The sequence below is a fragment of the Microbulbifer maximicatervae (SeqCode) genome, from assembly GCF_052467825.1.
Window position 1 is genome coordinate 4,994,268 of sequence record NZ_CP174327.1, and the last position, 26,873, is coordinate 5,021,140.

The 26,873-nt window shown below is 49.0% G+C and carries 21 protein-coding genes; 13 read left to right on the forward strand and 8 right to left on the reverse strand.

All coding sequences use genetic code 11. The features are described 5' to 3' along the window. Both ACJJII_RS21960 and ACJJII_RS21965 read right to left on the reverse strand, forming a co-directional pair. Positions 1-1,104, reverse strand: a complete 1,104-nt coding sequence (locus ACJJII_RS21960) for a hypothetical protein (RefSeq protein ID WP_444917742.1) — start codon at positions 1,102-1,104, stop codon at positions 1-3. Positions 1,105-1,160: 56 nt separating this feature from the next. Continuing rightward, positions 1,161-1,601 carry a VOC family protein gene (locus tag ACJJII_RS21965; protein WP_444893272.1) on the reverse strand — a complete coding sequence of 147 codons (441 nt, stop codon included), beginning with the start codon at positions 1,599-1,601 and terminating at the stop codon, positions 1,161-1,163. Positions 1,602-1,676: 75 nt separating this feature from the next. Here ACJJII_RS21965 and ACJJII_RS21970 point away from each other — a divergent pair, with 75 nt between their 5' ends. Next, a complete protein-coding gene (locus ACJJII_RS21970) occupies positions 1,677-2,843 on the forward strand; it encodes an aminotransferase class V-fold PLP-dependent enzyme (RefSeq protein ID WP_444914284.1) in 1,167 nt (388 codons plus the stop codon). A gap of 161 nt (positions 2,844-3,004) precedes the next feature. Further along, on the forward strand, positions 3,005-3,715 hold the full coding sequence (locus ACJJII_RS21975; protein ID WP_444917743.1) for an SIMPL domain-containing protein: 711 nt from the start codon (positions 3,005-3,007) through the stop codon (positions 3,713-3,715). 184 nt (positions 3,716-3,899) lie between these two features. On the opposite strand, the gene ACJJII_RS21980 is transcribed toward ACJJII_RS21975, so the two are convergent. After that, complete coding sequence (locus ACJJII_RS21980) at positions 3,900-5,264, reverse strand: metal-dependent hydrolase family protein (RefSeq protein ID WP_282932018.1); 1,365 nt, start codon at positions 5,262-5,264, stop codon at positions 3,900-3,902. A gap of 90 nt (positions 5,265-5,354) precedes the next feature. Between ACJJII_RS21980 and ACJJII_RS21985 the strand changes: the two genes are divergently transcribed. Beyond that, complete coding sequence (locus tag ACJJII_RS21985; RefSeq protein WP_444897963.1) at positions 5,355-5,966, forward strand: glutathione S-transferase family protein; 612 nt, start codon at positions 5,355-5,357, stop codon at positions 5,964-5,966. Positions 5,967-6,008: 42 nt separating this feature from the next. On the opposite strand, the gene ACJJII_RS21990 is transcribed toward ACJJII_RS21985, so the two are convergent. Both ACJJII_RS21990 and ACJJII_RS21995 read right to left on the reverse strand, forming a co-directional pair. Then, complete coding sequence (locus ACJJII_RS21990) at positions 6,009-8,825, reverse strand: M16 family metallopeptidase (protein WP_444917744.1); 2,817 nt, start codon at positions 8,823-8,825, stop codon at positions 6,009-6,011. A gap of 218 nt (positions 8,826-9,043) precedes the next feature. After that, on the reverse strand, positions 9,044-10,132 hold the full coding sequence (locus ACJJII_RS21995) for a Glu/Leu/Phe/Val dehydrogenase dimerization domain-containing protein (protein ID WP_413662699.1): 1,089 nt from the start codon (positions 10,130-10,132) through the stop codon (positions 9,044-9,046). A gap of 519 nt (positions 10,133-10,651) precedes the next feature. On the opposite strand from ACJJII_RS21995, the gene ACJJII_RS22000 reads away from it, so the two are divergent. The 3 genes from ACJJII_RS22000 (at position 10,652) to ACJJII_RS22010 (ending at position 15,184) form a co-directional block, all read left to right on the forward strand. Then, positions 10,652-12,619 carry a VacB/RNase II family 3'-5' exoribonuclease gene (locus ACJJII_RS22000; RefSeq protein ID WP_444917745.1) on the forward strand — a complete coding sequence of 656 codons (1,968 nt, stop codon included), beginning with the start codon at positions 10,652-10,654 and terminating at the stop codon, positions 12,617-12,619. A 124-nt stretch (positions 12,620-12,743) separates the two neighbouring features. Continuing rightward, the gene (locus ACJJII_RS22005) at positions 12,744-14,216 is read left to right on the forward strand and encodes an aminoacyl-histidine dipeptidase (protein ID WP_444917746.1); all 1,473 of its coding nucleotides are present in this window, start codon (positions 12,744-12,746) and stop codon (positions 14,214-14,216) included. Positions 14,217-14,386: 170 nt separating this feature from the next. Beyond that, positions 14,387-15,184 (forward strand): class I SAM-dependent methyltransferase, encoded by a 798-nt coding sequence (locus ACJJII_RS22010; protein ID WP_444917747.1) that lies wholly within the window; start codon positions 14,387-14,389, stop codon positions 15,182-15,184. Here ACJJII_RS22010 and ACJJII_RS22015 read toward each other — a convergent pair. From ACJJII_RS22015 to ACJJII_RS22025, 3 genes are read right to left on the reverse strand one after another with little or no spacing between them, the layout of a single operon-like run. Next, complete coding sequence (locus tag ACJJII_RS22015) at positions 15,177-16,076, reverse strand: polysaccharide deacetylase family protein (RefSeq protein WP_444914291.1); 900 nt, start codon at positions 16,074-16,076, stop codon at positions 15,177-15,179. The two genes, ACJJII_RS22010 and ACJJII_RS22015, sit on opposite strands and share 8 nt — an antisense overlap. Further along, positions 16,076-16,948, reverse strand: a complete 873-nt coding sequence (locus tag ACJJII_RS22020; RefSeq protein WP_444917748.1) for a GNAT family N-acetyltransferase — start codon at positions 16,946-16,948, stop codon at positions 16,076-16,078. The genes ACJJII_RS22015 and ACJJII_RS22020 overlap by 1 nt, the downstream gene beginning before the upstream one ends. A gap of 31 nt (positions 16,949-16,979) precedes the next feature. Next, entirely contained in the window at positions 16,980-18,056 is a 1,077-nt protein-coding gene (locus tag ACJJII_RS22025; protein WP_444917749.1) for a bile salt hydrolase, read from the reverse strand. Positions 18,057-18,419: 363 nt separating this feature from the next. Here ACJJII_RS22025 and ACJJII_RS22030 point away from each other — a divergent pair, with 363 nt between their 5' ends. The 7 genes from ACJJII_RS22030 to ACJJII_RS22060 all read left to right on the forward strand — a co-directional run bounded on the left by ACJJII_RS22030 (position 18,420) and on the right by ACJJII_RS22060 (position 26,477). Then, positions 18,420-18,818, forward strand: coding sequence for a VOC family protein (locus ACJJII_RS22030; protein ID WP_444917750.1), 399 nt, complete (start codon positions 18,420-18,422; stop codon positions 18,816-18,818). Positions 18,819-19,253: 435 nt separating this feature from the next. Next, a complete protein-coding gene (locus ACJJII_RS22035) occupies positions 19,254-20,348 on the forward strand; it encodes an alpha/beta hydrolase family protein (protein WP_444917751.1) in 1,095 nt (364 codons plus the stop codon). Positions 20,349-20,437: 89 nt separating this feature from the next. Then, entirely contained in the window at positions 20,438-20,959 is a 522-nt protein-coding gene (locus tag ACJJII_RS22040; RefSeq protein WP_444917752.1) for a hypothetical protein, read from the forward strand. 10 nt (positions 20,960-20,969) lie between these two features. Beyond that, positions 20,970-21,308, forward strand: coding sequence for a hypothetical protein (locus tag ACJJII_RS22045; RefSeq protein ID WP_413662708.1), 339 nt, complete (start codon positions 20,970-20,972; stop codon positions 21,306-21,308). Between the two features lie 284 nt (positions 21,309-21,592). Next, positions 21,593-23,950 carry a TonB-dependent receptor domain-containing protein gene (locus tag ACJJII_RS22050; RefSeq protein WP_444917753.1) on the forward strand — a complete coding sequence of 786 codons (2,358 nt, stop codon included), beginning with the start codon at positions 21,593-21,595 and terminating at the stop codon, positions 23,948-23,950. Positions 23,951-24,122: 172 nt separating this feature from the next. After that, the gene (locus ACJJII_RS22055) at positions 24,123-25,247 is read left to right on the forward strand and encodes an alkaline phosphatase family protein (RefSeq protein WP_444917754.1); all 1,125 of its coding nucleotides are present in this window, start codon (positions 24,123-24,125) and stop codon (positions 25,245-25,247) included. A 243-nt stretch (positions 25,248-25,490) separates the two neighbouring features. Further along, positions 25,491-26,477 (forward strand): transposase, encoded by a 987-nt coding sequence (locus ACJJII_RS22060; protein WP_444917755.1) that lies wholly within the window; start codon positions 25,491-25,493, stop codon positions 26,475-26,477. Positions 26,478-26,873 lie beyond the last annotated feature (396 nt).

The following is a 26,873-nucleotide window of genomic DNA, read 5'->3' on the forward strand; positions in this document are numbered from 1 at the left end:
CTATGCTGCCCTGACCTGCTCCAACATATGAGGGACATCCTCCGCACCCACCTCAATTAAATGCTCAGCCGCTCGGCCACTTTGCCAAATTTCATAAAAATCATCTGCCACCCGGCGACTGAGATCAACCACCCGCCCCCAGTACTTCAAACGGTCTTCACGGTCGAGCTTGTAGAAATCATTGCGGTCTGGAATTTTTCCATAGGGCAAGGAGGCAACAAATTTGGGCGAGGGAGCCACAACCAGAGTGGATTGCATGGCATCTCCGCGAACCCGTCGCCAGGAGAGCCCTTTATCAAACCAGCCGGGCACCATATAGGGGAAAAAGTGCGGGTAGAGCACTAGGCCCTGGGGGTGGCGGAAGCGCAGATCAAAGTGGTAATCGGTGATACCGCCATCGCGATAATTACCCTGTGGAGCTCCCTCCGGTGTCTGCACCCCTGTCATTACCAAAGGGATACAGCCACTGGCCAGTACAGCAGCACAGGTATTTTGCTCGGTAAGCGGAATATTTTCGGTGCTCAGATTCTGGAAGTGAATGCCTGCCGACTCTTGCGAATGAAAAACCACCCGCTCCCAAAAAGCGCTCAGGCTGTTGCGAGATACAGCATTTGCCAGTGCCGAGGCAAGTAATGCCGGCGCCAACAGCGCCTTGTTTTCACTGGCCAGTGGCCCCCTGCCCCTGACCGCCACAAAGTGGCTGTGCCAAATGGGATTTTCCACTACCTCGCGCGCACCTTCAGCACCCAACACTGCCTGCAGCATCTTGCGACCGCCGGCAGTAATCTCCTCTGGTGAGGGCTTGTCAGAATAGGCTTGGTAGATGTAGTGATGCTCTAATCGTTCAAGTGCTGACAGCGGCTCTGCCATTGCGTAACACATGTTGCGAAAACTACCGATAGATGATCCCAAGGTGACAATTGGCTCGCTCCGCTCCTTGAAGAACTCCCCCATCAATACCCGATCCAACTGGCTAATCACCAGCCACTTGGGACCGCCGGAAGCGCCGACCAGCGTCGAAAATTGTCTCTGGGACAATCCCTCTTCACGTATGCGCCGCGCAGCCGTCTCTCCGGCCAGTAGAATACAACTGGTATTTTTCACTCACTTACTCTTTTTCTTGGCCGTCAAAATTTATCTCAGGTTTCAACTATCCCGGACTACCACTCACCCTGATTTTCCATAGACATCCAGGGCTCCTGTGGTGGGAGAGGCTCTCCACTTTGCAGCAACTCAATGGAAATCCCATCTGGGGAGCGAAGAAATGCCATGTGGCCGTCTCTCGGGGGCCTGTTGATAACCACTCCCTGATCCATCATGCGTTGGCACACCCCGTAAATATCATTTACCCGATATGCCAGGTGTCCGAAATTCCGCCCGCCAGTGTAGCTTTCCGGGTCCCAATTGTAAGTGAGTTCCAATGTCGGGGCCTTATTCTCCCTGGCCGCTTCAAGATCCTCGGGAGCTGCGAGATACACTAGGGTGAAACGCCCTTTATCATAATCATTTCGACTAACGACCTGCAGGCCCAGCTTTTCACAGTAAAACGCCAGAGATTCATCCAGATTGGTTACGCGAACCATGGTGTGTAAGTACTTCACCCTCTACTCCTTCTTGTTGCCAAGCTCTACAATCAGCCCATAACAAATAAATCGGCTTTTTAAAGCTAAACGCATATGTATAAAAAATTCTATCGCGAGTTCCTTCAGGCGCCCAGTGGCAGTCCCTCTTCCATGCTGCACATGGCTTGCCACTCCCACCACTACTGGCCCGATGTTACCCTTGATGCAGTACAGCAGTACTGGCGCGATTCAGCACTTCTGGCCGATGAAAAATGGGGGCCAATTTTTGAGGAGAAGATACCCTCATGGCAAGCGGCGATCGCAAAATCCCTCAACCTACCCAGGGCAGACTTGATCGCTATAGCCCCAAATACCCATGAACTAGTGTATCGACTACTGAGTTCATTCGATCCCAGTAAACCATTGCGCATTCTCACTACAGACGGAGAGTTCTACAGTTTTACTCGCCAATTACAACGTCTGGAAGAGCTTCCTCAAGTAGAGGTAACGAGAGTTGCCAAAGAACCCTACGCCACCCTGGCAGAAAGATTTGAAACCGAACTACATAAAAATGAATACCATCTGGCCTATGCCAGCCTGGTATTTTTTGACTCCGGTGTGGTATTTCCCCGGCTGCTGGAGGTTGCGGCACAGAAACCGCACGACACACAATTCGTTATCGATGGATATCACGGTTTTTTTGCTCGCCCAATCGATCTTTCAACCGTTGCAGACAAGGTTTTCTTTACGGCAGGATCATATAAGTACCTAGGCGCCGGTGAAGGCCTGTGTTTTATGACAATTCCTGCGAACTGTACACTGCGCCCTGTAAATACCGGCTGGTTCGCAGAAATGGCTGAGCTGGAGAATCGCTCGGGAGAAGTCGGATATAGCGACAATTGGCTGCGCTTTGCCGGGGCGACCATGGACTATTCAACACTCTACAAAGCCCTGGCTATTTTCGATTTATTCCATCGCGAAGGCATTACCATCGAGAAAATACACAGCTATGTTCTCAATGCGCAAACCCGATTCCTGAATAGCATGGATAACTCAGACCATCCCATCTTGAATCGCAACAACTTGATTTGTCATGATCTGGAAGAAGGTCACGGCCACTTTTTCACATTTAACTGCTCACAACCAGAAATCTCACAGAGGGTTCAGGAAGAACTCAAGGCTCGAGCAGTTCTGTGTGATCGCCGACAACAGTTTCTCAGGCTGGGATTCGCCATCTATCACGATAAGGATGAAACTTACCAGCAGGTTTTTAACTCTTAAAGCTTCAGAGCTAAGAGGACAGAGTGATTTTTACCACCGCCGCTAGAGCATATTTAACACCTAAAAGGCACACGGGCTCAGCTGCGGTTCAGGATTCAATCTATAAAATAATGGCGCCATTTTCGTCGCAACAATCAGCACTCAATGGATAAGGAAGCGTTATGAAAGCAGTAAAAATTTCAGTAATTTCCCTTCTCGCCCTGCTCGCCACCGCCTGTGGTAACGAGCGGGCTCCAGAAGACCGGGGGACCATGGTATCCATCGCTGCACGGGGGGAGGCAAGTCAGGTTCCTGATATCGCAAAAATTTCTGTCGGAGTGGTAACCGAGTCAGAGGACAGCAAACAGGCAATGCGCGATAACGCCAATCAGATGGAGTCTTTAATGACCGCTATCAAAAAATCGGGTATCAACAAGAAAGATATTCAAACCACAGGCGTTAACCTGTCTCCGCGCTACCAGTACCAGCAAAACAAAAAACCCCGAATCACTGGTTACACCGCGCGAAATACCGTCAGCGTGAAGGTTCGCAAATTGGATGAACTCGGCAAGGTCTTGGACAATCTTACTGCCGCTGGCGCCAACCAGATCAACGGTCCGAGCTTCGAAATTGGTGAACCTGCTCCAGTTCAAGCCAAAGCCCGGGAGAAAGCCCTTGAAGACGCCCAGGAACGTGCAGAAATGTACGCAAAAGCGCTGGGTACAAAAGTGCGTCGCATTGTCAGTATTTCAGAAAATGGCAACGGCGGTATGCCACGCCCCATGTACCGCACTGAAATGGCGGCCATGAAAGACAGCGCTTCCACCCCCATTTCACCGGGAGAAACCACACTTACCGTCAATCTGGATCTGGTATACGAACTCGAGGACTAATACGGAGCAATAGCTACTCACATACGGGGGCAGGAAGGATACACGGCGCTTGGGGCCATTCGGGGCTTGAATATACTCACAGAGCATTTCGATTCTTCCCTGCTGCCCCGTAGTAGCTAATGTCTTGTCAGCAGTGAAACAGCACCAACAGCCTTGCTGTTTCACTGCCATTCTTCTCTACCGGCTAACCGCTGATATCTTGCTCAAGAAACACATCACTTGGCAGCTCGCTGGACTCTTTGTAAATAACGCCTTCTTTCATTACAAACAGAACCCGTTGCATTTCCGAAATATCTTCCAGGGGATTTCCAGCCACAGCGATAATATCGGCTATCTTGCCCTCGCTAATGCTGCCCAGCTCATCCTGTACTTGCAGTAGTTGGGCCGCGTTCCAAGTCGCTGAACGCAGTGCATCTGCCGGGCTCATTCCACCCTGCACCATCAATAAGAATTCACGGGCATTATCGCCGTGACGGGTAACACCGGTATCGGTTCCAAATGCAATTTTTACTCCGCGCTTGTGAGCGCGGCTAAAAGTATCCTGCATTAAAGGCCCCATAGTCGCGGCTTTCGGGCGCACCAGGTCCGGCAGGAAGCCTTCAATCGCCGATTTTTCTGTCACCCACTCGCCAGCCATTAGAGTCGGCACAAACCAGGTGTTGTTACGACGCATCAGGTCCATCACTTCATTATCCATATAGGTGCCGTGCTCAATGGAGTCCACTCCAGCACGAATTGCGCGGATCATTCCCTCCTTACCGTGGGCATGTACTGCAACCGTGAAACCATAGTCCTTAGCAGCCTCAACAATTGCCTCCAACTCATCCTGCATAAATTGAGGGTTCTGGCCGCTCTTTGCCACACTCAAGACTCCACCAGTCGCGGTGATCTTGATCAGGTCAGCGCCGTCCTTATAGCGCTGACGAATCGCTTTGCGCGCGCTGATCGGCCCATCAATAACACCATCCACCGGGCCAGGGTTCCCCATCAAGTCCTGCCTGAGCCCATTGGTGGGGTCAGCGTGCCCACCGGTAGTTGCGATTGTCTTTGCCGCCGTATAAATACGCGGACCTTCCACCAGGCCTTTGTTGATTGCATTACGTAAACTCACGGTCACGTTGTCGTGATCACCAAGATTTCGAATCGTGGTAAATCCAGCCTGTAGAGTGCGATGAGCAGCATCCACGCCGCGCAAGGTAAAATCGGCAGTATTCCAGCTGAAAGACTCCATATAAGCACGCGGCCCAAACTCGTAAGTGAGATGGCTGTGCATATCCATCAATCCCGGTAATACCGTATATTCTCTCAAGTCGACCAAGCGCTCTCGATCGCGCTTGGCAAACCCTTTCTGCACTGACTCAACCCGTCCATCGACAATATGAATGGTGCGGTCTTCCAATAATTTTCCATTACTGCTATCAAATAATTTGCCAGCGTAAATTGCGATGCTCTCGGCCCCAGCCTGTAAACTAAAAAGCCCGGCAAATACGGACAAAGCCACGGCGGCTGCGCGGTTGACAAAGTAGCTTCGGTTGGTCTTTGTTGTCATTGTCGTCCCCAGTAGATCTCTTTTAGATTCTCAACGTCCTTTACCAAGATCGCACAATCTACGCAATTACCCAGGCGAGAGGAAGCCTCTATGAAAATCTATGAGTTCGCAGCAGCACCAAACTGTCGACGTGTTCGCATGTTTATGGCAGAAAAGGGGTTAGATGCAGAATATGTCGGAATAGATATTACAAAAGGGGAAAATCTTAGCTCAGAGTTTCGAAGCAAAGATATCAATAAAAAAGTACCCGTAATGGAGCTGGATGACGGCACTTACATTGCGGAATCAGTGGCCATTCAGCGTTATTTTGAGGAGCTACACCCAGAGCCACCACTCTTCGGCCGCACCCCCAAGGAAAAAGCACTGGTGGAAATGTGGAATCGCCGTGCCGACTTTAACCTTATGTTTCCTGTCGGGATGTGTTTCCAGCACGTTTCCGGTTTCTTTAAGGACCGGATGAATGTTTATCCCGATTTTGGTGAGGATTCAGGCAAGCGGGCCCTGAAGTTTATGGATACCCTCGACAACCACTTTTCAGACCATGAATACCTGGTTGGTGACTATTTTTCAGTGGCCGATATCAGCATGGTTTGCGGACTGGATTTTGGCAAAGTGCAAAACCTTCGACCCGATCCATCCAAGCACTCTCACCTAATCAGGTGGCGTGAACAACTTAAAGAGCGCCCCAGTTTTAAAGCTTAAACCCTATTTCCCCGCCCAAACAGGGCGGGGAAATAATTCCAATCAGTCCTTTGCAGGAAGCACCTCAACGGGGCCAATATCCAAGGCTTCAACCTCGCCTTTAATCTTACTCAGGTCCCCAACAATCACCCAGGTGAATTGATCTGGCGCAAGATACTCCTTCGCGGAGGCCTCCACTTTTTCCTTATTCAGTGCTGAAACCCGCTGTGGATATTCGGCAATATATTCCTCTGGAAGCCCCTTCTCCACCTGCCAATTAATACTGGAAAGTAATTGCCCTTTGGTCTGGAATCGAGCACTTTGCTTCAGGACTTCGTCATTTTGGTAGTCCTCAAGCTCTTTTGCAGTAATAGGACGCTCTCCTAAGTATTCCTCATACTCTTTTACTAATTCCTTAATCGCTGGAGCTGTTTTATCAGTTTGCACAGGAGCAAAGAGGATATAAGGACGCTGCCCTTCTGTATCGAGGGAAACCGCGCGGGCACCATAGGACCAATGCTTGTTCTCACGAAGATTCATATTGACCCGGGAAGTGAACTTTCCGGCAATAATATTCGTCATCGCATCAAAAGCTTCAGCTCCCTGCGGCTGCCAAGGCGGCATCAGCAAACCCGCCATGATATAACTCTGTTGTGCGCCGGGGCGGTCGAGCAAATAAACTCGAGCCTTTTCCGGACGGGGCACCTTGGCAACTTCAATTTTGGGAAGCTCTGATTTAGGAGCAGTCCACTTTCCGAGTGTTTCATTCAGCAGAGGCTCTATTTCTTTTTCAGTAACATCCCCCACGATCGTCAGGGTTGCATTATCCGGACGCACCCAGGTCTTTTGGAAATTAACCAGATCCTCACGGGTTATGGACTTAATTCCCTCAGGAGTACCCGACCCCGTCAAGGGAGAGCCATAAGGGTGGTTTTCTCCAAATAGCAGCGGCGGCAGTTCACGCATAGCCAAGCCCTGAGGCTGGGCTTTTTCCTGGGCTATTGCATCCAGGCGATTGGACTTAACCCGCTCCAGGTCGGACTCGGGGAAACGAGGTTCAGTAACCACCTTCTCAAATAGCTCCAGCGATGGCTCCAGCTGCGTCTTAAGGGCACTCATGCTGATATTGTTATAATCAAGGCCGCTACCACCACCAATATTTACACCAAGCTCTTCTGAGCGGGAGCTAAATTCCAGGCTATCCAGATCACCCGCACCTTCGTTCAGCATTTGCGCCGCAACTGAAGCCAGACCCGGCTTATTTCTATCTGCGGAAGCGCCACTGCGAAATTGCAGATTCATCAGTACCACGGGAGTATCGTGGCGTTCGGCCAGAACAACCTTTAATCCATTTTTGAGGGTAAATTCTTTTTGTTTTGGCAGTTCCAGCTCTACATTTTTGTCTACCTCGGGGAGCTTGCTGCGGTCAGCACCCTCCGCCGCTGCCGTATACTTCTGCTTCGGCTCCATAATCAAGGTGTAGGAGTCCTCTTTCAACCACTGCTCAGCCACTTCTTGAACTTCGAGAGCGGATACTTTTGCATAATCCTCTACGCCTTCGATCAAGGCTCCGGGATCGCCAAAATAAAACTCCGACTGGGCAAGGATGTCACTCTTACCACCAAAACCACCGGTTTTTTCCAACCCCTTTACCAGCCCGGCAAACTCACTCTGTTTAACCCGGCGCAGCTCATCCGCATTCACACCATTTTTTGCGAATTGCTTTAACTCTTTATTCAGTAAGTCTTCAACTTTTTCTACAGACTGCCCCGGTTTCACGTCGACAATAATCATCAACTGCCCTGCAAGCTGACGGCCGTAATAAAAAGCGCTGACGCTGGTAGCCACTTGCTCATCACGAACCAAACGGCGGTAAAGAAGAGAGTTTTTTCTATTGGCGAGAAGGGAAGTCATTAATTCCAGCGCGTCTTCCACTTCGCTACCCACTGCGGGCACATTCCAAACCTTGTAAATTCGCGTTTGGGGCACCTGGTCGTAAACCACCTCCCTCTTTTTCACTTGGGTGGGTAGTTCCCAATTCTTAATGCGCGGTTGCACTCCAGTGCTCGGGATATCACCAAAATACTTGCGTACCTTGGCCATCGCATCTTTGACCGTAACATCACCCGCAATTACCAAAACTGCATTAGCGGGCTGATAATGGTCCTCAAACCATTTTTTGACATCCTCAAGACTGGCGTTATCCAGGTCCTCCATCGAGCCAATCGGCGTCCACGAATAGGGGTGCCCTTTGGGGAAGGTGCTCTTGGCAATAATATCGAACGCTTTGCCATAAGGTGCATTCTCCCCCTGGCGCTTTTCATTCTTTACAACACCGCGCTGCTCATCCAAAACCTCCTGGGTAATTGCACCTTTAAAATGCCCCATTCGGTCGGACTCCATCCACAGCGCCATATCCAGGGCGCCTTTGGGCACGGTGACAAAATAATTGGTGCGGTCATTGCTGGTGGTGCCATTCATATCGGTGGCCCCAGAGCGCTGGAAGGGTTCGAAATATTCCCCTGGGAAGTTTTCGCTACCGTTAAACATCAAGTGCTCAAATAAATGAGCAAATCCGGTTTTACCTGGCGGCTCGTCCTTAGAGCCTACTTTGTACCAAAGATTGGTAGAAACAACGGGGGCTTTGTGGTCTTCATGCACAATCACCGTCAGGCCATTGGGCAATACTTCCTTATGGAAAGGAATCTCCAACTTGGGTGGCGGGACATACGCCTCTTTATCGGATGCAGCAGCCTTACTACTGGCTGCTGCTTCCTTATCCACCGAAAGCGCATGAGGCGTATCATCGGTAGACTTTCCGCAAGCGGTAAGGCCAGTAATAGCGATGGCAACGCTGATAAGTAGCGGACGCAAGTCCATATTGTCACTCCCTTTTAAAAAACCGCAATTTCAGGATGGCAAGTTTAGGCCAGCTTTCCTCCAGAGTGTCAGCAAAACCTTTTACCAACCGCAATTTAGCAAATATTCCAGGCAAAAAAATGGGCACCGAAGTGCCCAAATCAATACATCACAGAGAGAAGCGAGATGACAATCGCCCAAGGAATCAGGTCACCAGCTCTACTCCTGCGCTGAAAACATTACGCTGCCACAGTACCAGACTTGTCTTCGGCCTCGCCTACAACCGTATGGTGACCAAAGCGCTCCTCGGCAACCCGGTCCGCTACGTGAGCGGTGGTCTGGCCGGTTTCATCGGCACGCTCGAACACTTCTTTCATAGTGTTGCCAATCTCTTCGATATGAGCGCGCACTTCTGCAGCGTCGTAATCGCCTTTCTGCTGGTAGTAAACATCGATAATACCGCCAGCATTAATGACATAGTCCGGTGCGTACAAAATACCTTTCTCGCGAAGCACTTCAGCATGGCGTTCTTCCGCCAACTGGTTGTTAGCCGCGCCAGCGATCGCCTGAACCTTCAAACGGCTGATGGTGTCATCGTTGAGAATTGCACCCATCGCACAGGGAGCAAACAGATCTACGTCCAGGTCAAAGATTTCGTCGGCAGTTACGGCTATGGCACCAAGCTCTGTAACCGCACGATCGATATTGTCTTGGAAAATATCGGTGACAAACAGTTCCGCACCGGCATCCTTCAATAGTTTACCCAGGCGGAAACCGACGTTGCCCACGCCTTGAATAGAGACTTTTAAGCCGGTCAGGTCAGTCTTGCCCCAGCGGTGTTCTACCGCAGCTTTCAGGCCAACAAACACACCGTAAGCAGTCGAAGGGGAAGGATCACCACCATACTCGGAGCCCGCGAACAGGCCGGAGACAAACTCGGTTGTCTCACCGATAACACTCATATCCGCCACGCTCGTGCCAGAATCTTCAGCAGTGATATAACGGCCACCCAAGGTATTAATAAATTCACCCATAGCGCGCAGTAACTCAGGCGTCTTTTCCTTGCGCGGGTCACCAATAATTACGGATTTGCCACCGCCCAGCTTGAGGCCGGCCATTGCGGACTTGTAAGTCATACCCCGGGAAAGACGGAGAACATCATTCAGGGCCTCGCCATCGTCGGCGTAGGGCCACATACGGCAGCCACCCAGTGAGGGACCCAAATTCGTATTGTGTACCGCGATAATGGCCTTCAAGCCACTCTTTGCATCTTGGTAAAACGCCACTTGTTCGTGTTTATCGTAGGCGGAATGGGAAAAAATACTCATTAACTGTTCCTCTCCGGAAGGCCGGTTCTACAGCTGGGGAACAACCACAGCCCTTATCTGTTTTTATCTGGAATAAGATTATATCCAGCTCCCACAGACAAAGTTTGCATATTTTGCACACATGAGTATCAGAATAGCTAAAACATCACACCAAAATATCATTTTTAGGATATTCGTTTGCCTCAGAATAACTTGGGCCGCCCAGTCATTAATCTAGGCGGCTAGCTCTACGCTCTTATTTCTCCATTAATTGGCATTGAATACCGGACCCTCTCTTACCGCTGGCGGCTCTCTTATAAATTTCCTATAACTGCCCCTAAAGAGAACACGATTCCTGTATAAATCTTCTGGCAAAGAACCACCTTTTGAAGCCTTCCTTAATATGTCTACTTTTTCAAAAAATTTTGAAAACCTCACAACACTGACAACTAAGATCATTTCCACCGCCTAAGCGCGTTACATCCTCTGCGTATGGTCTGGTAGAATCCGCGCCCAAATCGACCCATAGAGATAAACTCGATGCTGAATGCCGACGCTCTAAAACAACTTTCGCAACTGAAAACAGATATTCGCTCCAGTAAGGAGTTTGCCGAAGGCCGGGTTCGCGGCAGTAACGGCAAGTTTGGCTTCGTTGAGTTGGATGACGGGAGGGAAGCCTTCCTGCCTCCCAATGAAATGGAGCGTGTATTTCCCGGTGACCGGGTTCGAGTAAGTCTCTCCGAAGAGAACAAGGGTAAACTCGCGGCAGAGCTCGATGCATTGATCGACAGCCAGCTCGACTACCTTGTTGGCCAGTATGTACAGCGCGGCCAGGGCCACTTTATCCAGCCCACGCAAAATGGCCTGTCCCGCTGGATTTTTCTCCCTCCCAAGGCTCGCGGCAAGGCCCAGCCGGGAGAGTTTATTGCCTGCAAAGTAAACCGCCATCCATTTAAAGACGGCAGAGCCCAGGCCAAGGTGGAAACCGTTATCGGCAAGCCCGATATGCCCGGTATCGAACACGCCTATGTTGTCGCCCAATTCAAGCTGCCTGAGCAATTTGGTGCCGCTGCACAAAAGCAGGCGGACACTATTGCGGAGAAACTGACAACAGTTACCGGTGAGCGCACCGAACTTTCCGAGCTGGGCTTCGCAACTATCGATGCAGAAACCACTCGCGATATGGACGATGCTCTGGCCGTAAGCAGCCGTGACGGGGGCTGGACCCTGCACATTGCTATTGCAGACCCATCGTCGCTAATTGATGAGAACAGCCCCCTGGATAAAGAGGCGTTTAATCGGGCCCACAGCCAGTATTTACCAGGCGAAACCCTACCTATGCTGCCGCGCAACCTGTGTGAGAACCTACTCTCCCTGGTTCCCGGCGAGCTGCGCCCCGCCCTGGTTATCCATATCGATATCGATAGCGATGGCACCATTGGCAATAGCCGCTATGAATTTGCCGCTATTCGCTCCCAGCACAAACTGAGCTATGAACAAGTCAGCCGCTTTATTGAGGGTGACGACTCCGCCGTGCCCCAGGAGCAACAGGACAGTCTGCGTAATTTGGCGGCGATCTACGAAGCGCGCGCCGCATACCGTGCCAGCCACTCACTGGCAATGGAAGATCGCCCGGACTATGAAATCCGCTTGAACGATCAGCGCAAGATCGAGCGTATCGAAAAGCAGGAACGCAATATCGCTCAGCGAATGGTCGAGGAAGCCATGCTCGCTACCAATATCAGCATGGGTGGCAAACTCGCCGAGATTGAGCAGGGCTGCTTCTCTGTTCACTTGGGCTTCCGCGAAGAGCGCATGGGAGAAGTTCGCAGCCTGCTGAAAGAACTGCTGCCTGAGCATGCAGAGGCCGATCTGGGGCAACTGGAGCATTACCTTGCACTGGTTAAGCACCTGGAAAACCATGAAGAGCCGCAGATGAACAACCTGCTCGCCGTGCTCAAGCGTATGCTGCGCCCGGGCCAGCTCGATAACAAGGTAGGGGCTCACCTGGGACTGGGCCTCGAGGCCTACGCCACCGTCACCTCTCCAATTCGCAAGTACAACGACCTGCACAACCACCGCGTTCTGCGCGCTGCTGCGCAGGGAGAGAAAGCCTCCACACTGGCCGATGATAAAGTTGAATCCCTGCAGGAAAGCCTGATTCGCGGTCGCCAGGCCAACCGAGCCCTGGAGCAATGGCTCTACGCTCAATTTATCGAGAAGAAAGTTGGCCAGGAATTTACAGGGAAAATTACCCTGGTAAACGGCGCAGGCATCGGCGTGCGACTCGACGACTTTGGTATTGACGGCTTTGTGCGCATGAATGGCGATAAGAAGAACCTGCCCACCTTCGATGGCAAGCACCTGGTTCTTACACACAATGAAAAACGCTTCCACCTAGAACAGGAAGTTTCAGTTAAAGTAGCGTCTGTCGATGTAGACAAACGACGCATCGCCTTTGAACTGAACGCTGAAAAAACTGAGGCTGCCGACGCGGCCCAGAAATAAATTCCTGCACATTTACCCAAGCCCGGCGCTCGCCGGGCTTTCCTGCCGGGGGCCAAAGCCCACCGCCTTTGATCGGCCAGCTAGCTTATAGCTCCGGCACCAATAGAATAAATCGAGGCCACTCATGAGCAATATTGCTGAATTGAACCCAACTCCACTGTGGGCACACTTTTCCAAGCTCTGTGAAATTCCACGCCCATCCAAGCATGAAGACCGCGTAGTGGAGCATATCGTTAACTTCGCTAAAGCACGCGGCCTAGGCGTTCAGCTGGATGAAATCGGCAATATTGTTATCAAGAAGCCGGCCACTCCTGGTATGGAAAACCGCAAGACACTGGCCCTGCAGAGCCATGTGGATATGGTGCCGCAGAAGAATGCCGACACTGAGCACGACTTTCTCACTGACTCAATCAAACCCTACGTGGATGGAGACTGGGTAACTGCGGAAGGCACCACACTCGGCGCAGACAATGGTATTGGCGTTGCCGCAATCCTGGCCCTGATGGAATCTACTGATATTCCCCACCCCGCCTTGGAAGCCCTGCTGACAATCGATGAAGAAGCGGGCATGACCGGCGCCAAGAATCTTAAGCCTGGCTATTTTGAAGCTGACCTGCTCCTCAACCTGGATACTGAAGATGAAGGCGAGCTGTATATCGGCTGCGCCGGCGGTGTCGACGTCAATGTCAGCCTGCCCTATACGCCAGAAGCGGTCCTGCCCGGTGCCGAAGCAGTAAAACTCTCTGTTCGCGGCCTCCGTGGCGGGCATTCAGGCTTGGATATCGACAAAGGCCGAGGCAATGCCAACAAGATCGCAAACCGCATTATCCATGCCGTTCTAACCCAGGTCCCCGAGCTGCGTATTGCCAGCCTGGATGGCGGTAGCCTGCGCAATGCGATTCCCCGCGAATCCTTCACAACCCTGGTCGTGCCTTCAGTAGCGGTCGATAAAGTACAGGAAATTGTAAAAAGCGAAAGCGCTCAAGTTGCCCGTGAACTGGACAATGAAGCGGCACTGGACATCACCCTGGAAGCTGCCGAAACTCCAGCCAACACCCTCGACGCAGATAGCCAGTTGACCCTTATTCGCGCAATCCGCTGCTGCCCCAATGGTGTTGAGCGAATGAGCACTGCTCTCGAAGGCATTGCTGAATCATCCAACAATCTGGCCCGTGTTGTAACAATGGAGGAGAACGGTGAGCATCGAGTAAAAATCCAATGTCTTGTACGCAGCCTCTCTGACAGTGCCCGCGACCAACACGGCCTCAATGTCGCCGCCACCTTCCAGCTGGCAGGTGCAGAAACAACACTGGACAACGACTACCCTGGCTGGACACCAAATCCCGAATCAACGCTGCTGGCGATGATGAAGGATGTCTACAAAGAGATGACTGGCGAGGAAGCTGAAGTAAAAGTTATTCACGCCGGCCTGGAGTGCGGATTGCTGGCCAAACCCTACCCCAACTGGGATATGGTTTCCTTTGGCCCAACCATTCGCCGCGCTCACTCTCCTGAAGAGAAGGTACATATCCAGAGTGTCGCCAATTTCTGGGATTACTTTATTAAAGTGGTCCAGGCAATTCCCACTCGCGACTAATCGCCCAATCGGGCCTCGGGTTACCCCGAGGCCCGACACCTTGCCTTTCCACACCGCCCTCCAATTACTACACCCAACGCATCAACCACACTAAAAACTGCTTTCTAGCTATTGTTAGAGAGCCACTGGGCTATTTTAATATTTCTTAACTCCACAGGTGCCCCGGGAAAATGAAGGAGAGTTATTCACTTGGTGCAAAAGCCTCAGAGCAGAAACGCCTGCTGTTACAGAGGAAAATCTACGGGGATACAGAAGACATACATTTTCCTTCAAACTATCAAGTAGCAGAGTTTGGTTGTGGTGCAGGCGCCAATCTCTGGATTGCGCAAGAGGTATCCGCTGGTAGTTATATTGGCCTCGATATCCAGCCTGCCCAGTTAAACAAAGCCGAGCAAACAGCCCAAATGTTGGGGCTTTGCAACACAGAATTTAAGCTCTGTAATGCAGAAAAATCAGGGTTAGCAAATTCATCGGTAGATGCAGCTTTTGCACGCTTGGTTTTGATACATCTTCCAAACCCAAAAACCATGCTGCAAGAAATGATTCGCGTTGTACGCCCCGGTGGCAGACTTATTATTCACGAGCCTTACGACGCAACCTATTACACTGGCCCCGACAAGTTCAACCTAATGAAATGCTTCCGTGCACGTAATACGCTGGCCTACGGCAATGGGCGCGGTTCTCCTGAAATAGCCGTTAATCTTTTTCCAGTACTATCCTCCCTAAAGATCAGCGAAGTTGTAGTTTCACCCCATGTGATCAATGCCAATGGAAAAAGTGACGGGATTAGGTGTAAAAACTTACTGGAAAATATCATTGGACTTATAGAGCCTGTATCCGCAGAGTTAATTGCACAGAGCAAAATCACCCCTGAAGAATGGAAATCTGCACAACAAGAGGCCGGTATAGTTACCGCACACACTTTCCACACACAAACGCTTTGGAAAGCTACCGCCCAAGTTATCTAGCGGTAGAGAAATTGGAGATCCAATGTTGCGCTACCTCGTTGCGGCGACAAATCCAAATGGGTTCAAATCGCTGGATATATTTCAAGAAACGATAAACTCCAGCAGCCCTGGCAGGGTGGCCGCTGACTCGCCCATGTAGTCCAACACTCATCAACTTAGGACTCACGCTCCCTTCCCGCCAAAGCTGATCGAAAGCGCCTTTTAGCAATAAAAAGAAATCATCGGCAGTCGTGCACCCACTGGGCAGCAGGTACTGAATATCGTTATTCACCAAGGTGTAGGGAATCACCACCAATGAATCTGATTTCTGTTCCCAGAATGGCAAATCATCACTGTAGGAATCTGACGTATACAGTAATCCATCAATTTCTCGTACCAATGATTTAGTATGGGAGCTTACCCGGCCTGTATACCACCCAAACGGAGGCCTAGCGGTTAACTGCTCGATTATCTTAACAGTGAGCTGAATATCGTGTTTTTCTCGACCCTTAGGAGTATCTTTATAATCAATCCACCGGTATCCATGGCCAGCAATCTCATGTCCCGCTTCAACCAGGGCTAGCGCTAAAATCGGATTAAGCTCTAACGCCTGACCGGTAGCAAAAACTGTTAAAGGTACGTTGTAAGTATTAAAGATATCGAGAAGCCGCCAGACACCAGCGCGAGAACCATACTCATACATACTCTCTACACTGAAATCCCGCCCTCCAACCCGTGCAGGCCTGCCAGGAAGTTCATGCAGGTAAGATTCAGATTGGGTATCGCCGTTTAGCTTGGTGGATTCTGACCCCTCCTCTAAATTCAAGACAAACTGAATTGCAATGCGGGCCTGATCAGGCCAGCGGGGATGAGGCGGACGCCCAGCGTAACCCTCCAGATTTCTCTTGTGCATCAACCCAGCTCAAATGTCGTTACACCAAAAATTCGGTCCCGCGCAATATCTGGCATTGGCCCCAGGTACATCCTTGCGCAGCCAAAAACTTCCTCCATTCCATAGTGCTTGGCCAGCGACATAGCCGCAGGATTATTTTCCGGCACATCCAGAAAGATAGGCCCATCATCTGCAAATGAGACCAGTCGCTTCAGCAACGTATCTGCCACTTTATAGCTATTTGCAAACAGAGGACCTACTTTACATCCATTGCGGCAACGCCTGATTACACCATAGCCACAAAGACTCCCAAATTGGACATAGCCCAAACTCAGAGCCTCTGGCTGGGAAAGCCATCCTTTCAGAAATACCCGTCTACTTGCGGGAAAGCAGGTCCTGTCGTAAGCAATTATTTGATCGAAAGAAACTTCACTAAGCTGGATAACTTCATCAGGGCATTGAGTACTCACACCCTCAAAAGCAGAAAGCTCGACTCGATAACGGAGATTCCGATGGGAGAAGTTAAAACCGCCGCGGGCATAGTAATCCTGCATCGCAAATACCCCATCCATACCGATGCTTGCATCAGGCCTCAACCGGGTTTTTAAGCGGTCCCGTCGGATATACCAAAGTCTATTACCAAACCCATGACCTCTGAATTCAGGCCTAACGATAAAGAATCCCATAAAACCGAAATCATCACCGTACGCAGTAATTGCCCCTCCACCGATCAAATCACCCCGAACTTCCGCCGCAATGTAAGCTTCTGGATCTGTTTTCCAGAAAATTTCTGCATCGTGCAACCCCGGATTCCAGCCTTCAAGTGCAGCCCAGTCAACCAGTAAATCCACTTCTTTACGTGTCATCTCCCGAACAGTAAATGATTCATGCATTGACTTAGACTCTTCTCGTTATCGTATTTATTCAGCTACCTGGAGCGAGGAACTTAAAGGGTTCTGAAGGACTCAACTTAGATGCCACTTCCCCACCAGTATCCATTGGAGTATCTAATTTCATTGTCATTACTTTAGATCCCGGCTCGATAGAAACACTATCCATATCCAGCCAGATTACTGATGGATTAATAACAGAATCGAAATAGTAGCGGCTATTTTTTTGATCAATAACTGACCGCCACAATGTTGAGGCTATATTGGGTTTATCGGGATCATCCATTCCCAGCGGCACACTGACGGCACGAATTTGGGAGAATGCGGATGCCAATGCATCGCGATACTTTTTATATTCTGGTGATGTTTTTAAAGCATAACTCGCCCGTACAAATCTGTCCGCCGCACTAATTGTACCCGGTAGAAAGTTTTGGCCTCCAATTGAATTCCAATAGGAATTGATTGCCAGTTGCTGATCATAAGGAGGAGAATTAGTCATTACCGTAAACTGCTTACCGTGATGGATCTTTAGCACACCATCAAGATATTCAAAAATAGCGGAATCACCACTGGGGTCTGAAATTGCAATATGTGTACTTGCCGGTCTCCCATTGGGAAGATCTGCGCCAACCACAGTGAATGGGTCACTCTTTAACCCCTTTACCGCAGCATCAACTGTTGCGTAGTTATCCAGGATGTATTGCAACCAGGCCCCAACAGAGATAGTCGGCTTATCCCTATCGGCAGCACTCCCATAATCTGCCTCAGCCAAGTATAAAAGGTTGCCTACGAGGCCCTTTTCATTGAGCCCATCAGTTGTAGCCGCATCGTAAATACTGATAACAATTGAGCCAAACTTCGATGTCCAAGTAATAGATTTTGGGCCCAAGCCACCATTGCGCTTCATCCCCTGAGGGAAAACCCAAAATGCCATAGCTGCATCGGTATCACTCCAGTCCATACTACGGGCAGTAATATAGGTCTTATCACCAGTTTCATAGAGTATTCGGGTACAAGCAATCGAAGACCTGGGCTCGAGTAGGCACAGCACTACAACAACAAAAACCATAACGGAGTTTATAGCTTTAGAAAAACATGAAATCCTTTTCACTTTGCCAACCATCCCTCGAAATCATTAATTAATATACTGATCGTTTACAGTCACTGTAATCGGCTATAAACAATAGAAAGTCCGGTTTCCATCATAGATGGCCAACAATGGTGAGACTGTCTTTCATTCCAATACTTGGCAACCTTGGCGTAAAGGTCCAGAAACTGACACCGCTTTCAACATGTACAGTTCAAATATCTTGTAACTTCAGTAAACTTTTACAGCTAATCAGCTTCACGCTAAAAGCATTCATTTTGGTATAGGCTGCTCAAATAAAAACCATTTGAAAACTGTACACCTATTAACCAAAAAGAATTAATCCCTCTTTTCGAAGTAGCAATAAGGCCAATCACGGAGCCCCTAATGAACTCAATTGGCAGACTGGTAATCCTAGTCAACAACTATGAAGAAGCTATTGCCTTTTATCGTGACAAATTGGGGTTTGAAGTATTTATTGACTCTCAAGCAGCACCGCATCGATTTGTTCATATTCGACTTCCGGCACAAAAAGATATGGGTATATGGCTACTTCAGGCAACTTCTGAAAACCAGCAAAAGAAAGTGGGAGCACAAACTGCAGGGCAGCCTTGTGCCGTTATTTATACAGATAATTTTGAAAGAGAGTATAAAAAACTTGCAAAAAATGGCGTTCACTTCAGCAAGCCACCTACTTCTGAAGGGGATGCAGAGTTTGCCCACTTTGAAGATCTCTACGGCAACGAATTTATTTTAGTTGAACTACAAAAAGAAACCGTAGAGTAAATTTTAACCTGTCGCTTCTGATGCTCCCATAGCGTGCGGTGTAAGCAGCGACAGATCTTCACCCTCGCCGGTCTACCCCCTTAGCCGCGATGGGATAACTTCCGATAAGCAATTTAAGGAAAGAGCCACGAAGCGGCTTTCCCCCTTCCAATCAATAAATCTTTTTCTTTTCTATATTTACATCTCGTTTTGTATCACATATAAATCGAGTAACACTCAGTTGACATGTCTCTATGTCCAATGTCCTTCGATTAGTGTAAAGCTGACTATCGCACAAAATTTCACCACTGAGATACACCACTGCTAGCTACTGGCTCGCGTACTTATATATGGAAATACTCACTTACTGAAACGATTTTCACACAGAAAAAACAAAGGCCGGAGCAAACCTCGGCAGAAGGTTATATCTCCAGAATAGAGCCAATTGGAATAACAATGAGAAGAAGCTTAATTATGCTGGTGCCCGGACTGACACGAGTCACCAGCACCGCCCAACTGTCAGAGTTCACCGAGGGAATGATCGCAGCCAGTGAGCGTATGCCTCTCACTCAGATTTCTGATCCTACCGTCCCCGCCGGCATCAACCGCCTGAGGGTCAACGATAAACAGGAGCTTGATCTGGTTGAAGCTTACTGGAACGACTTGGTTCCTAGCATTACCCAGCAGAGCCTGAAAGTCCGCTTAGCCCGAGGCTTCTCCCTAATCTGGTTCTGGCTGGCCAACCTCCATATTTGGAAAGGGGTGCTTAAACGAAAGTACCTGACTTTTGGTCTAACCCTTTCAGCATTAGCCTTTATCGTTTGGTACATAGGTACCATTATCTTGTTTGTCGAAGCTGTTGAGCCCACCAGCGACAGTCCGTTTTATCCCGCAGTACAACAGCTCAAGCAAGGTGTTGAGTATATAGGGGGTTGGCGGATCTGGCTGATTGCGACTGCCGTAGTTGCCGTGATGCCGGTTGCCTTACTAGTAGATATTTCTGACTTTTGTAAGCGCTATCTCACCAACGAGCCGGCCGCCAAGGGCAAGCCTGCAGTCCGCTTTGAGATTATCCGACGGGTCAGAGAACAGCTCGAAAACAGTATTAAACTATACGACTACGATTCCGTAACAATTGTCGGACATAGTTTTGGCAGTGTTGTTACTGTAGACCTTTTTGCCGATCTTCCGCCAATCGGTAAACCAATCCGTATCCTAACAATGGGGTCCCTAATCGAAGTTCTGGGTAAGCAGGCTCCTTGGCTGCAGAATGAAGTAGAGCAACTGTCACAAAGAAAAGATCTAATCGAGTGGATTGATATCAAGTCTCACTCAGACTGGTTTGCCAGTGGTTCTGCGGTCCCAGCACGCCACCACTGTTATGAGAGAATTATTGGGTCTTACGGTACTTTTCCGGACAAACTGGCAGCCCGAGTTCACTCCCGATATTTCGATAATCAGGAGGCTGTTCGCTTACTGCTGACTTACTTTGAAAAGCAAAATGATCCCAGTATTTCGCCAACCTCGCACGAGATTTTGGAACCGGTATAAAGGGGTACCCAGACGACCAAATCGGAAATAAATGTATCTATACCTCAGCCCCTTCCGGCGACTGGAGAGGGCCGAGCAGGACTATTAAAATGAAAATTAAAGAGGGAGCGATCATGATAAGGCAGCCAATAGCAATCTTTGCAGTTTTAGCCTTTCTTACAATTCTAGTTAGCGGATGCTCACAAATGGCGCCGCGCTATGATGCCGCGCTATACTCAGATTTAACCACTGTCAATGTAGAGATAATGGAATTTTTCTCTTCAGTTTCCAGTGGAACTAACAAAGATTCTTACTCAAAAAGAGATGAGAGATACCATGCATTGATCGGCAAAGTAGATGCGCTGGCAATGCAATCGAAAACCCGCCCCGCACCTGAAAGTAAACTACTCAAAAAGATTAACAACTATTTGGAATCCTCCGGCAGGAATATTAGCTTTGAGCGGGAACCCCCCAGTGTTGCGTCACTGGAGAAAATTTCAGAGAGTTTGAACATGATGCGCACGGTAGATGAAGATAAGGGCCTAAACGCAACTGCTGTTTCTCTATTCAAAAATGAAATTGTTGTTTCCATGGACCAAGCACTCACCTATGAGTCTTTTCTGAATCGCTGAGGAAATTACTATGTCTATTGACGTTAACCAACTCGTTGCAGATATCAAAGGGGCAGCTTCTGCGGTAATTAACAGTGATATTTCTGAACTCAGGGGATTTTCCGAGCGCCAGTTATCCGCAATGGCTCAGCAAACAAAAATGATTGCTAAAGCAATTGCATCTGATGAAATATCTGGCGATCTGCAAGATTACTTTCTCGACTCCCTGGAGGATATGGCCAAGAACTTCGCCAACACTTTACGTGGACTCCTGTTAGTCACCATTGAGAAAGTCTGGAATGCAGTTTTGGGAGTTCTCTGGGGAACAATTGAAGCTTGCACCGGCATTTCTTTGAAAGCTGCTATCTGATTTCTATTTAAATTGGGCTGGGGTAACTCAGCCCTCCCCCCCTGCACTCAATCAAGATTACTCACCGGATCACCCCCACTACCAAGGACACTATTCAGTCAGTCTGAAACAGCTCATGTCTCTGACTCTCAGGATTTATTGAGCATTCACCAACGGGTAAAAAGAGTTTAACCCCCCTGTAAAGAATTATTCATCAAGACGCGTCAATGTACGCGCGCAAATAACCCAAGCCACTAACCAGGCTGGTTAACACTTGCTGAATCACTACAAACTGGGGTATCCCGATGAATACTAAAAAGACCTACCTGGCAGCCGCCATTTCAGTGGCCACAATAATGAGTGCCAGTCCCGTGACCGCTGAAGACCTCAGCAACGCACAAATTGAAGAAGTAATGGTTCTGGGCTCCGGTAGCACTTTTAACAGCAGCGAAGTATCTGAGGCAATGCGCAAGCAACAGTCCTCTATCACCAGCGTTAATGCATTGATCGATAACCTCCCCGGTGTCTCAGTCAATGAAGGAGATACTTACGGCTTTGACGACTGGTCAACCAATATCAGTATTCGCGGATTTACTAACAGCTTAGATGAACAGCAAATTGGCACCACCATCGATGGTATTCCCAATGGCGGTTCGAATTACGGTGGAGGCTCAAAAGCAAACCGCTTTGTTGATCCGGGTAATATCGGTTCAGTAGAAGTATCACAGGGTACTTCAGATATCGCCTCACGTTCCCACGAAGCCTTGGGAGGCACTATTGATTATCGTACTGATGATCCTTTGGATACACAGCGCAGTCGAATAGAACTGTCCGCAGGCGAGTTTGATGCACAGAGAGTATATTTTCGCTATGACACTGGTATTTTTGCCGGGAACAGCAAAGCCTGGATCTCATACTCTAACCAGGAAGCGACCGACTGGATTACTGAAACCGCTGAGAATGAACGAGAGCACATCGCAGCAAAACTAGTGACCAACCTGGAAGCTGGTACCATTAAGGCCTACCTATCTTACGACGATATCCACGAAGATAACTATCAACGAGTCTATTCGGACGCCCAATTTGAAGCGTACCCTGAAAACGATTTTCTTACCGGCAACTGGTCCGGTATTCCTTATATCGATCAACTTTATCGCCGTGGCTGGTCTACCTTGCGTGAGAACCTGCTAGCCTACACCCAGTTCGATTTTGACCTGACAGATTCATTCAATCTACAGGCCGGACTCTATTACCACAGCAACGAAGGCCGCGGGGACTGGGTGCCCCCTTACCTGGTTGATATTACAGATGACAGTGAACAGGGCGAGTCCGAGTTCCTCGGCGGCTCAACTGCCTACGGCGGTAGCCAGTCGGGCATCATTTATTTTGTTGACGCCAATGGCAATGCCCTTACTTATGATGAAACATGTACAGCGTCAGTCACCAATATCTATGGCGATTCAGGACCGGCCTACAATCCAGATTGCTATGCAGAGGGCGCCATACCCACGATGTCTTATCGGCACACTCATTATGAGAAAGAGCGTGCCGGACTGACTCTAGACTTTACATACGCTACCACCATCGCCGGGTTAGACAATGAGCTGCGAGGCGGCCTCTGGTATGAAGACTCCACCCGTGACGAACACCGCGATTGGCACAAAATCACTGATGCAACTCAAGGTGCCAGTTTCAATTCAACACCCTATTGGGTGCAATACGACCGCAGTTACCCCTCCACCAGCACAAAGTGGTATTTACAGAACTCCCTGACCATCGACACTCTCACTTTGACACTGGGCGCCAAGCAGTTCTTTGTCGATGTTGAAAGGGAAGATCTGTTTCAGGAGTCTTCCGATGCAAGTGTTGACTCTGATTCAGATATCCTGCTCTCCGCCGGTTTGATTTGGGAAACACCCCTGGAAGGTGCAGAGCTGTTCGCAGGCTACGCTGAAAACTTTAAGGCGATTGGAGACAGCGTATTAGAGCGGCCCGATTCAGATCTCGACAATATCGAACCGGAAACCTCAGAGACCACAGAGCTAGGGCTTCGCTATACCGCCGATAATTTCTCGGCAACTGCCACCTATTTTCAAAATGATTTTGAAAACCGGATCATTTTCCTGGATAACAATACTTCCGCAGGTAATAACTATTTGATAGGTACCAATGGGACCTATTTTAATGCCGGCGGAATCGAATCTGATGGTCTGGAACTTTTCCTGGACTACGATTTATCAGAAACTCTAAATCTCTATACATCCTATACCCTGCTGGACACTACCTATATTGGCTCAGGAAACTCAGCAGTAGATGAAACTCAAGGAATAACACCAGGGAATGACGTAGTCGGAATAGCTGATCAACTCTATGTGATTGGCCTGGATTGGAATTCTGAAATATTTTACGGCGGCATCTCCAGTAAGTTTACCGGAGATCGTTTTGTCGACTTAGACAATAGCTGGACAGCTGACTCTTATATAGTTGTCGATGCCTACCTGGGCATGAATCTAGGAGAATTTAGCCCGGCACTACGGGGAGCCAACCTGAATTTAGTGATAAATAATTTACTGGATGAGGATTACTTAGGAACTGTCGTTTCTGGCGGTGCCTGGATTGGTGCTCCACGGACAGCCTCACTCTCTGCAACTATTGATTTCTAAGATTTTTTTGGCAGCCACACAATCGGCTGGAAATGCTAGCCGATTGTGCGTATGTTTAGTCAAGCAGTAGATTCAACAATAAAGTGCAATAAATAATAAATATAGTCGAAAAATAATTTTGATTATTTGCGACAAATATAAATAATCCAAAAGTATGCAAAGAGCTCTTTCAATGAACAGATTGACTACAGCAATCCTGGCCCTGTTTCTTTCTACTCAATCCCTTGCCGCAGACAACCTCGTATTAGTTACTATCGACGGCTTGCGCTGGCAGGAAGTGTTCTCCGGTTATGACCCTGAACTTCTCAACCACACAGAGTTCACTGAAAATAAACAAGACCTTATCAATCACTTTCACGGCGATTCACTCACCGAAAAACGTCAAAAATTATTGCCTTTTATCTGGCAAACAGTGGCTAAAGAAGGGGTTTTAATTGGCAATCGCGACAAGGGGTCTAAAGCACAAGTTACCAATAGCTGGTGGTTTTCCTATCCCGGTTACAATGAGATTTTAACCGGCTCCGCCGACCCCAAAATCAATAGTAACGACCCAACTCCCAATGCCAATATTACCTTTCTCGAGTGGCTAAACAGCAAATCTGAGTACAAAGGCCAAATCGCTGCATTCGGTAGCTGGGGAGTATTCTCCTCGATACTTAATCGTGATCGCAGTGGTATTTACATTAACGCCGGCCTGGAAGCTGCCGATTGGCCAAAATTGAGCCAAAGAGCAGAGTTTCTCAATGAGTTGCAGGGGCAACTGCCGGTTTTTTGGGAGAACGTACGGCCCGATGCATTTACCTATGGATTTGCAAAAGAGTACTTAATTAGCAAAAAGCCCAAGGTAATGTACATTGCCTTGGGTGAAACCGACGATTTTGCCCATGATGAGGAATATCACCAGTATCTCCACTCCGCACATCGGAGCGACATGATACTCGCCAAACTCTGGCAGACACTGCAATCTCTTGATCAATACCGAGACAATACCAACCTACTCATTACCGTTGACCACGGGCGTGGCAACACCGCTGAATCCTGGCCCCACCACGCCAGTGGCCCTGCACTGACCCAATACTTCGGTAAAGAAGACCACCCCCACAAAGCGGGTATACCCGGCTCCAATGAAATCTGGATTGCCGCACTGGGCCCAGACATTAAGGCCTTGGGAGAAGTATCCAGGGGAGAAGCCGTTTTTCAGGATCAGATAGCCGCAACCGCACTACAACTGCTCGGCCATAAGTCAGAAGAGTTCTCGCAGGATAGTGGCAAAGCAATAGACAGTATTCTCAAATAAACCTTTGTTCAGCCAGGCCTGACAAGTTCGACTGAACAAATTTTCACCGCCTTGGACCAGTAATATTCCGGAGCTTGATAACAACTTAAAGAACCCATCAATTAAGTGTTAACAGGCTCTAGCTGCCCCGCCCCCGATATATTCTGGATACCCATAAAAGCCGTAGCAATAAACGCCAAGGATATTGACACAATTAAGATATCGAGATCAAATACTGTATATAAATACAGATAACAACCGGCAATGACCATACCGCGCAAAGCCCAGGTTTCTCTGGATGCCACACCCTATTACCATTGTGTCACCCGCTGTGTACGCAGGGCATTTCTGTGCGGTAGAGATATGAAATCTGGTATTGACTATGAGTATCGCCGCGAGTGGATTAAGTCTCGGATGCATAAGCTGGCTGGAATATTTGCGCTGGATATCGCTGCCTATGCAGTAATGAGCAATCACTACCACATCGTACTCTTTATCGATAAAGAGGCGGCTTTGAGTTGGCCGGATTCCGAGGTCATTTTCCGCTGGAAAGAGCTATTTAGAATCCCTAATCTGGCTCAGCGTTTCATTCAGGGCCTCTCGCTTGACCACAGTGAAAAGGAAAAACTAAGAGAATTGCTCGGCCTATGGCGAGAACGATTAACGGATATCAGCTGGTTTATGCGCTGCTTAAATGAATCTATTGCTCGTCAGGCTAATGCGGAAGACAATTGTACAGGCCGCTTCTGGGAAGGCCGCTTTAAATCCCAGGCTTTATTGGATGAAAAGGCCCTAGCTGCCTGTATGGCCTATGTTGATCTCAACCCCATCCGCGCCAATATGGCAAAATCCCCAGAAGACTCTGATCACACCTCCATTCAACAGCGTATTTGTGCTGCAATCTCAGGCGAGCAGCCCAAAGAGCTACTGCCACTTGTAGGCGGTGAGCGACTGAATATGCCTAAAGGGCTTCCCTTTCGGCTGGATCACTATTTAGAACTAGTAGACTGGAGTGGTCGACACTTAGATCCTAAAAAGCGCGGAGCCATTCCTGACAACACCCCTCCTATTCTCGAGCGACTGGGAATCTCACCAAAGCACTGGCTCTATCTCAATCGAAATTTTGAAAGCCGCTTTAAAGGGTTAGTAGGGTCTGCAGAGGCCGTACGACACGCTTGCAGCCAGCTAGATAAACGCTGGGTACATGGCATAAGCGACTGTCGACGCTACCTTTCTGTGACACCCTACTAATTCCGCCCTTCAGCACCATCATTCCCCCCAGCTTTCCCTAAAATTACAATTTTTAAATCCAAAGCTGAATTCTTGACTCATTCATTACGCTCTAGCATCAAGTCAAGAAAAATAGCCGCCAGGGAAAACACCGGCATTATTACTTGCACTTCTACCCAATCTTTGGGTGTCCTGATTTACTCTTAAAGGGCTTCCCTTTCGGCTGGATCACTATTTAGAACTAGTGGACTGGAGTGGTCGACATTTAGATCCTAAAAAGTGCGGTGCCATTCCTGACAACACCCCTCCTATTCTCGAGCGACTGGGAATCTCACCAAAGCACTGGCTCTATCTCAATCGAAATTTTGAAAGCCGCTTTAAAGGGTTAGTAGGGTCTGCAGAGGCCGTACGACACGC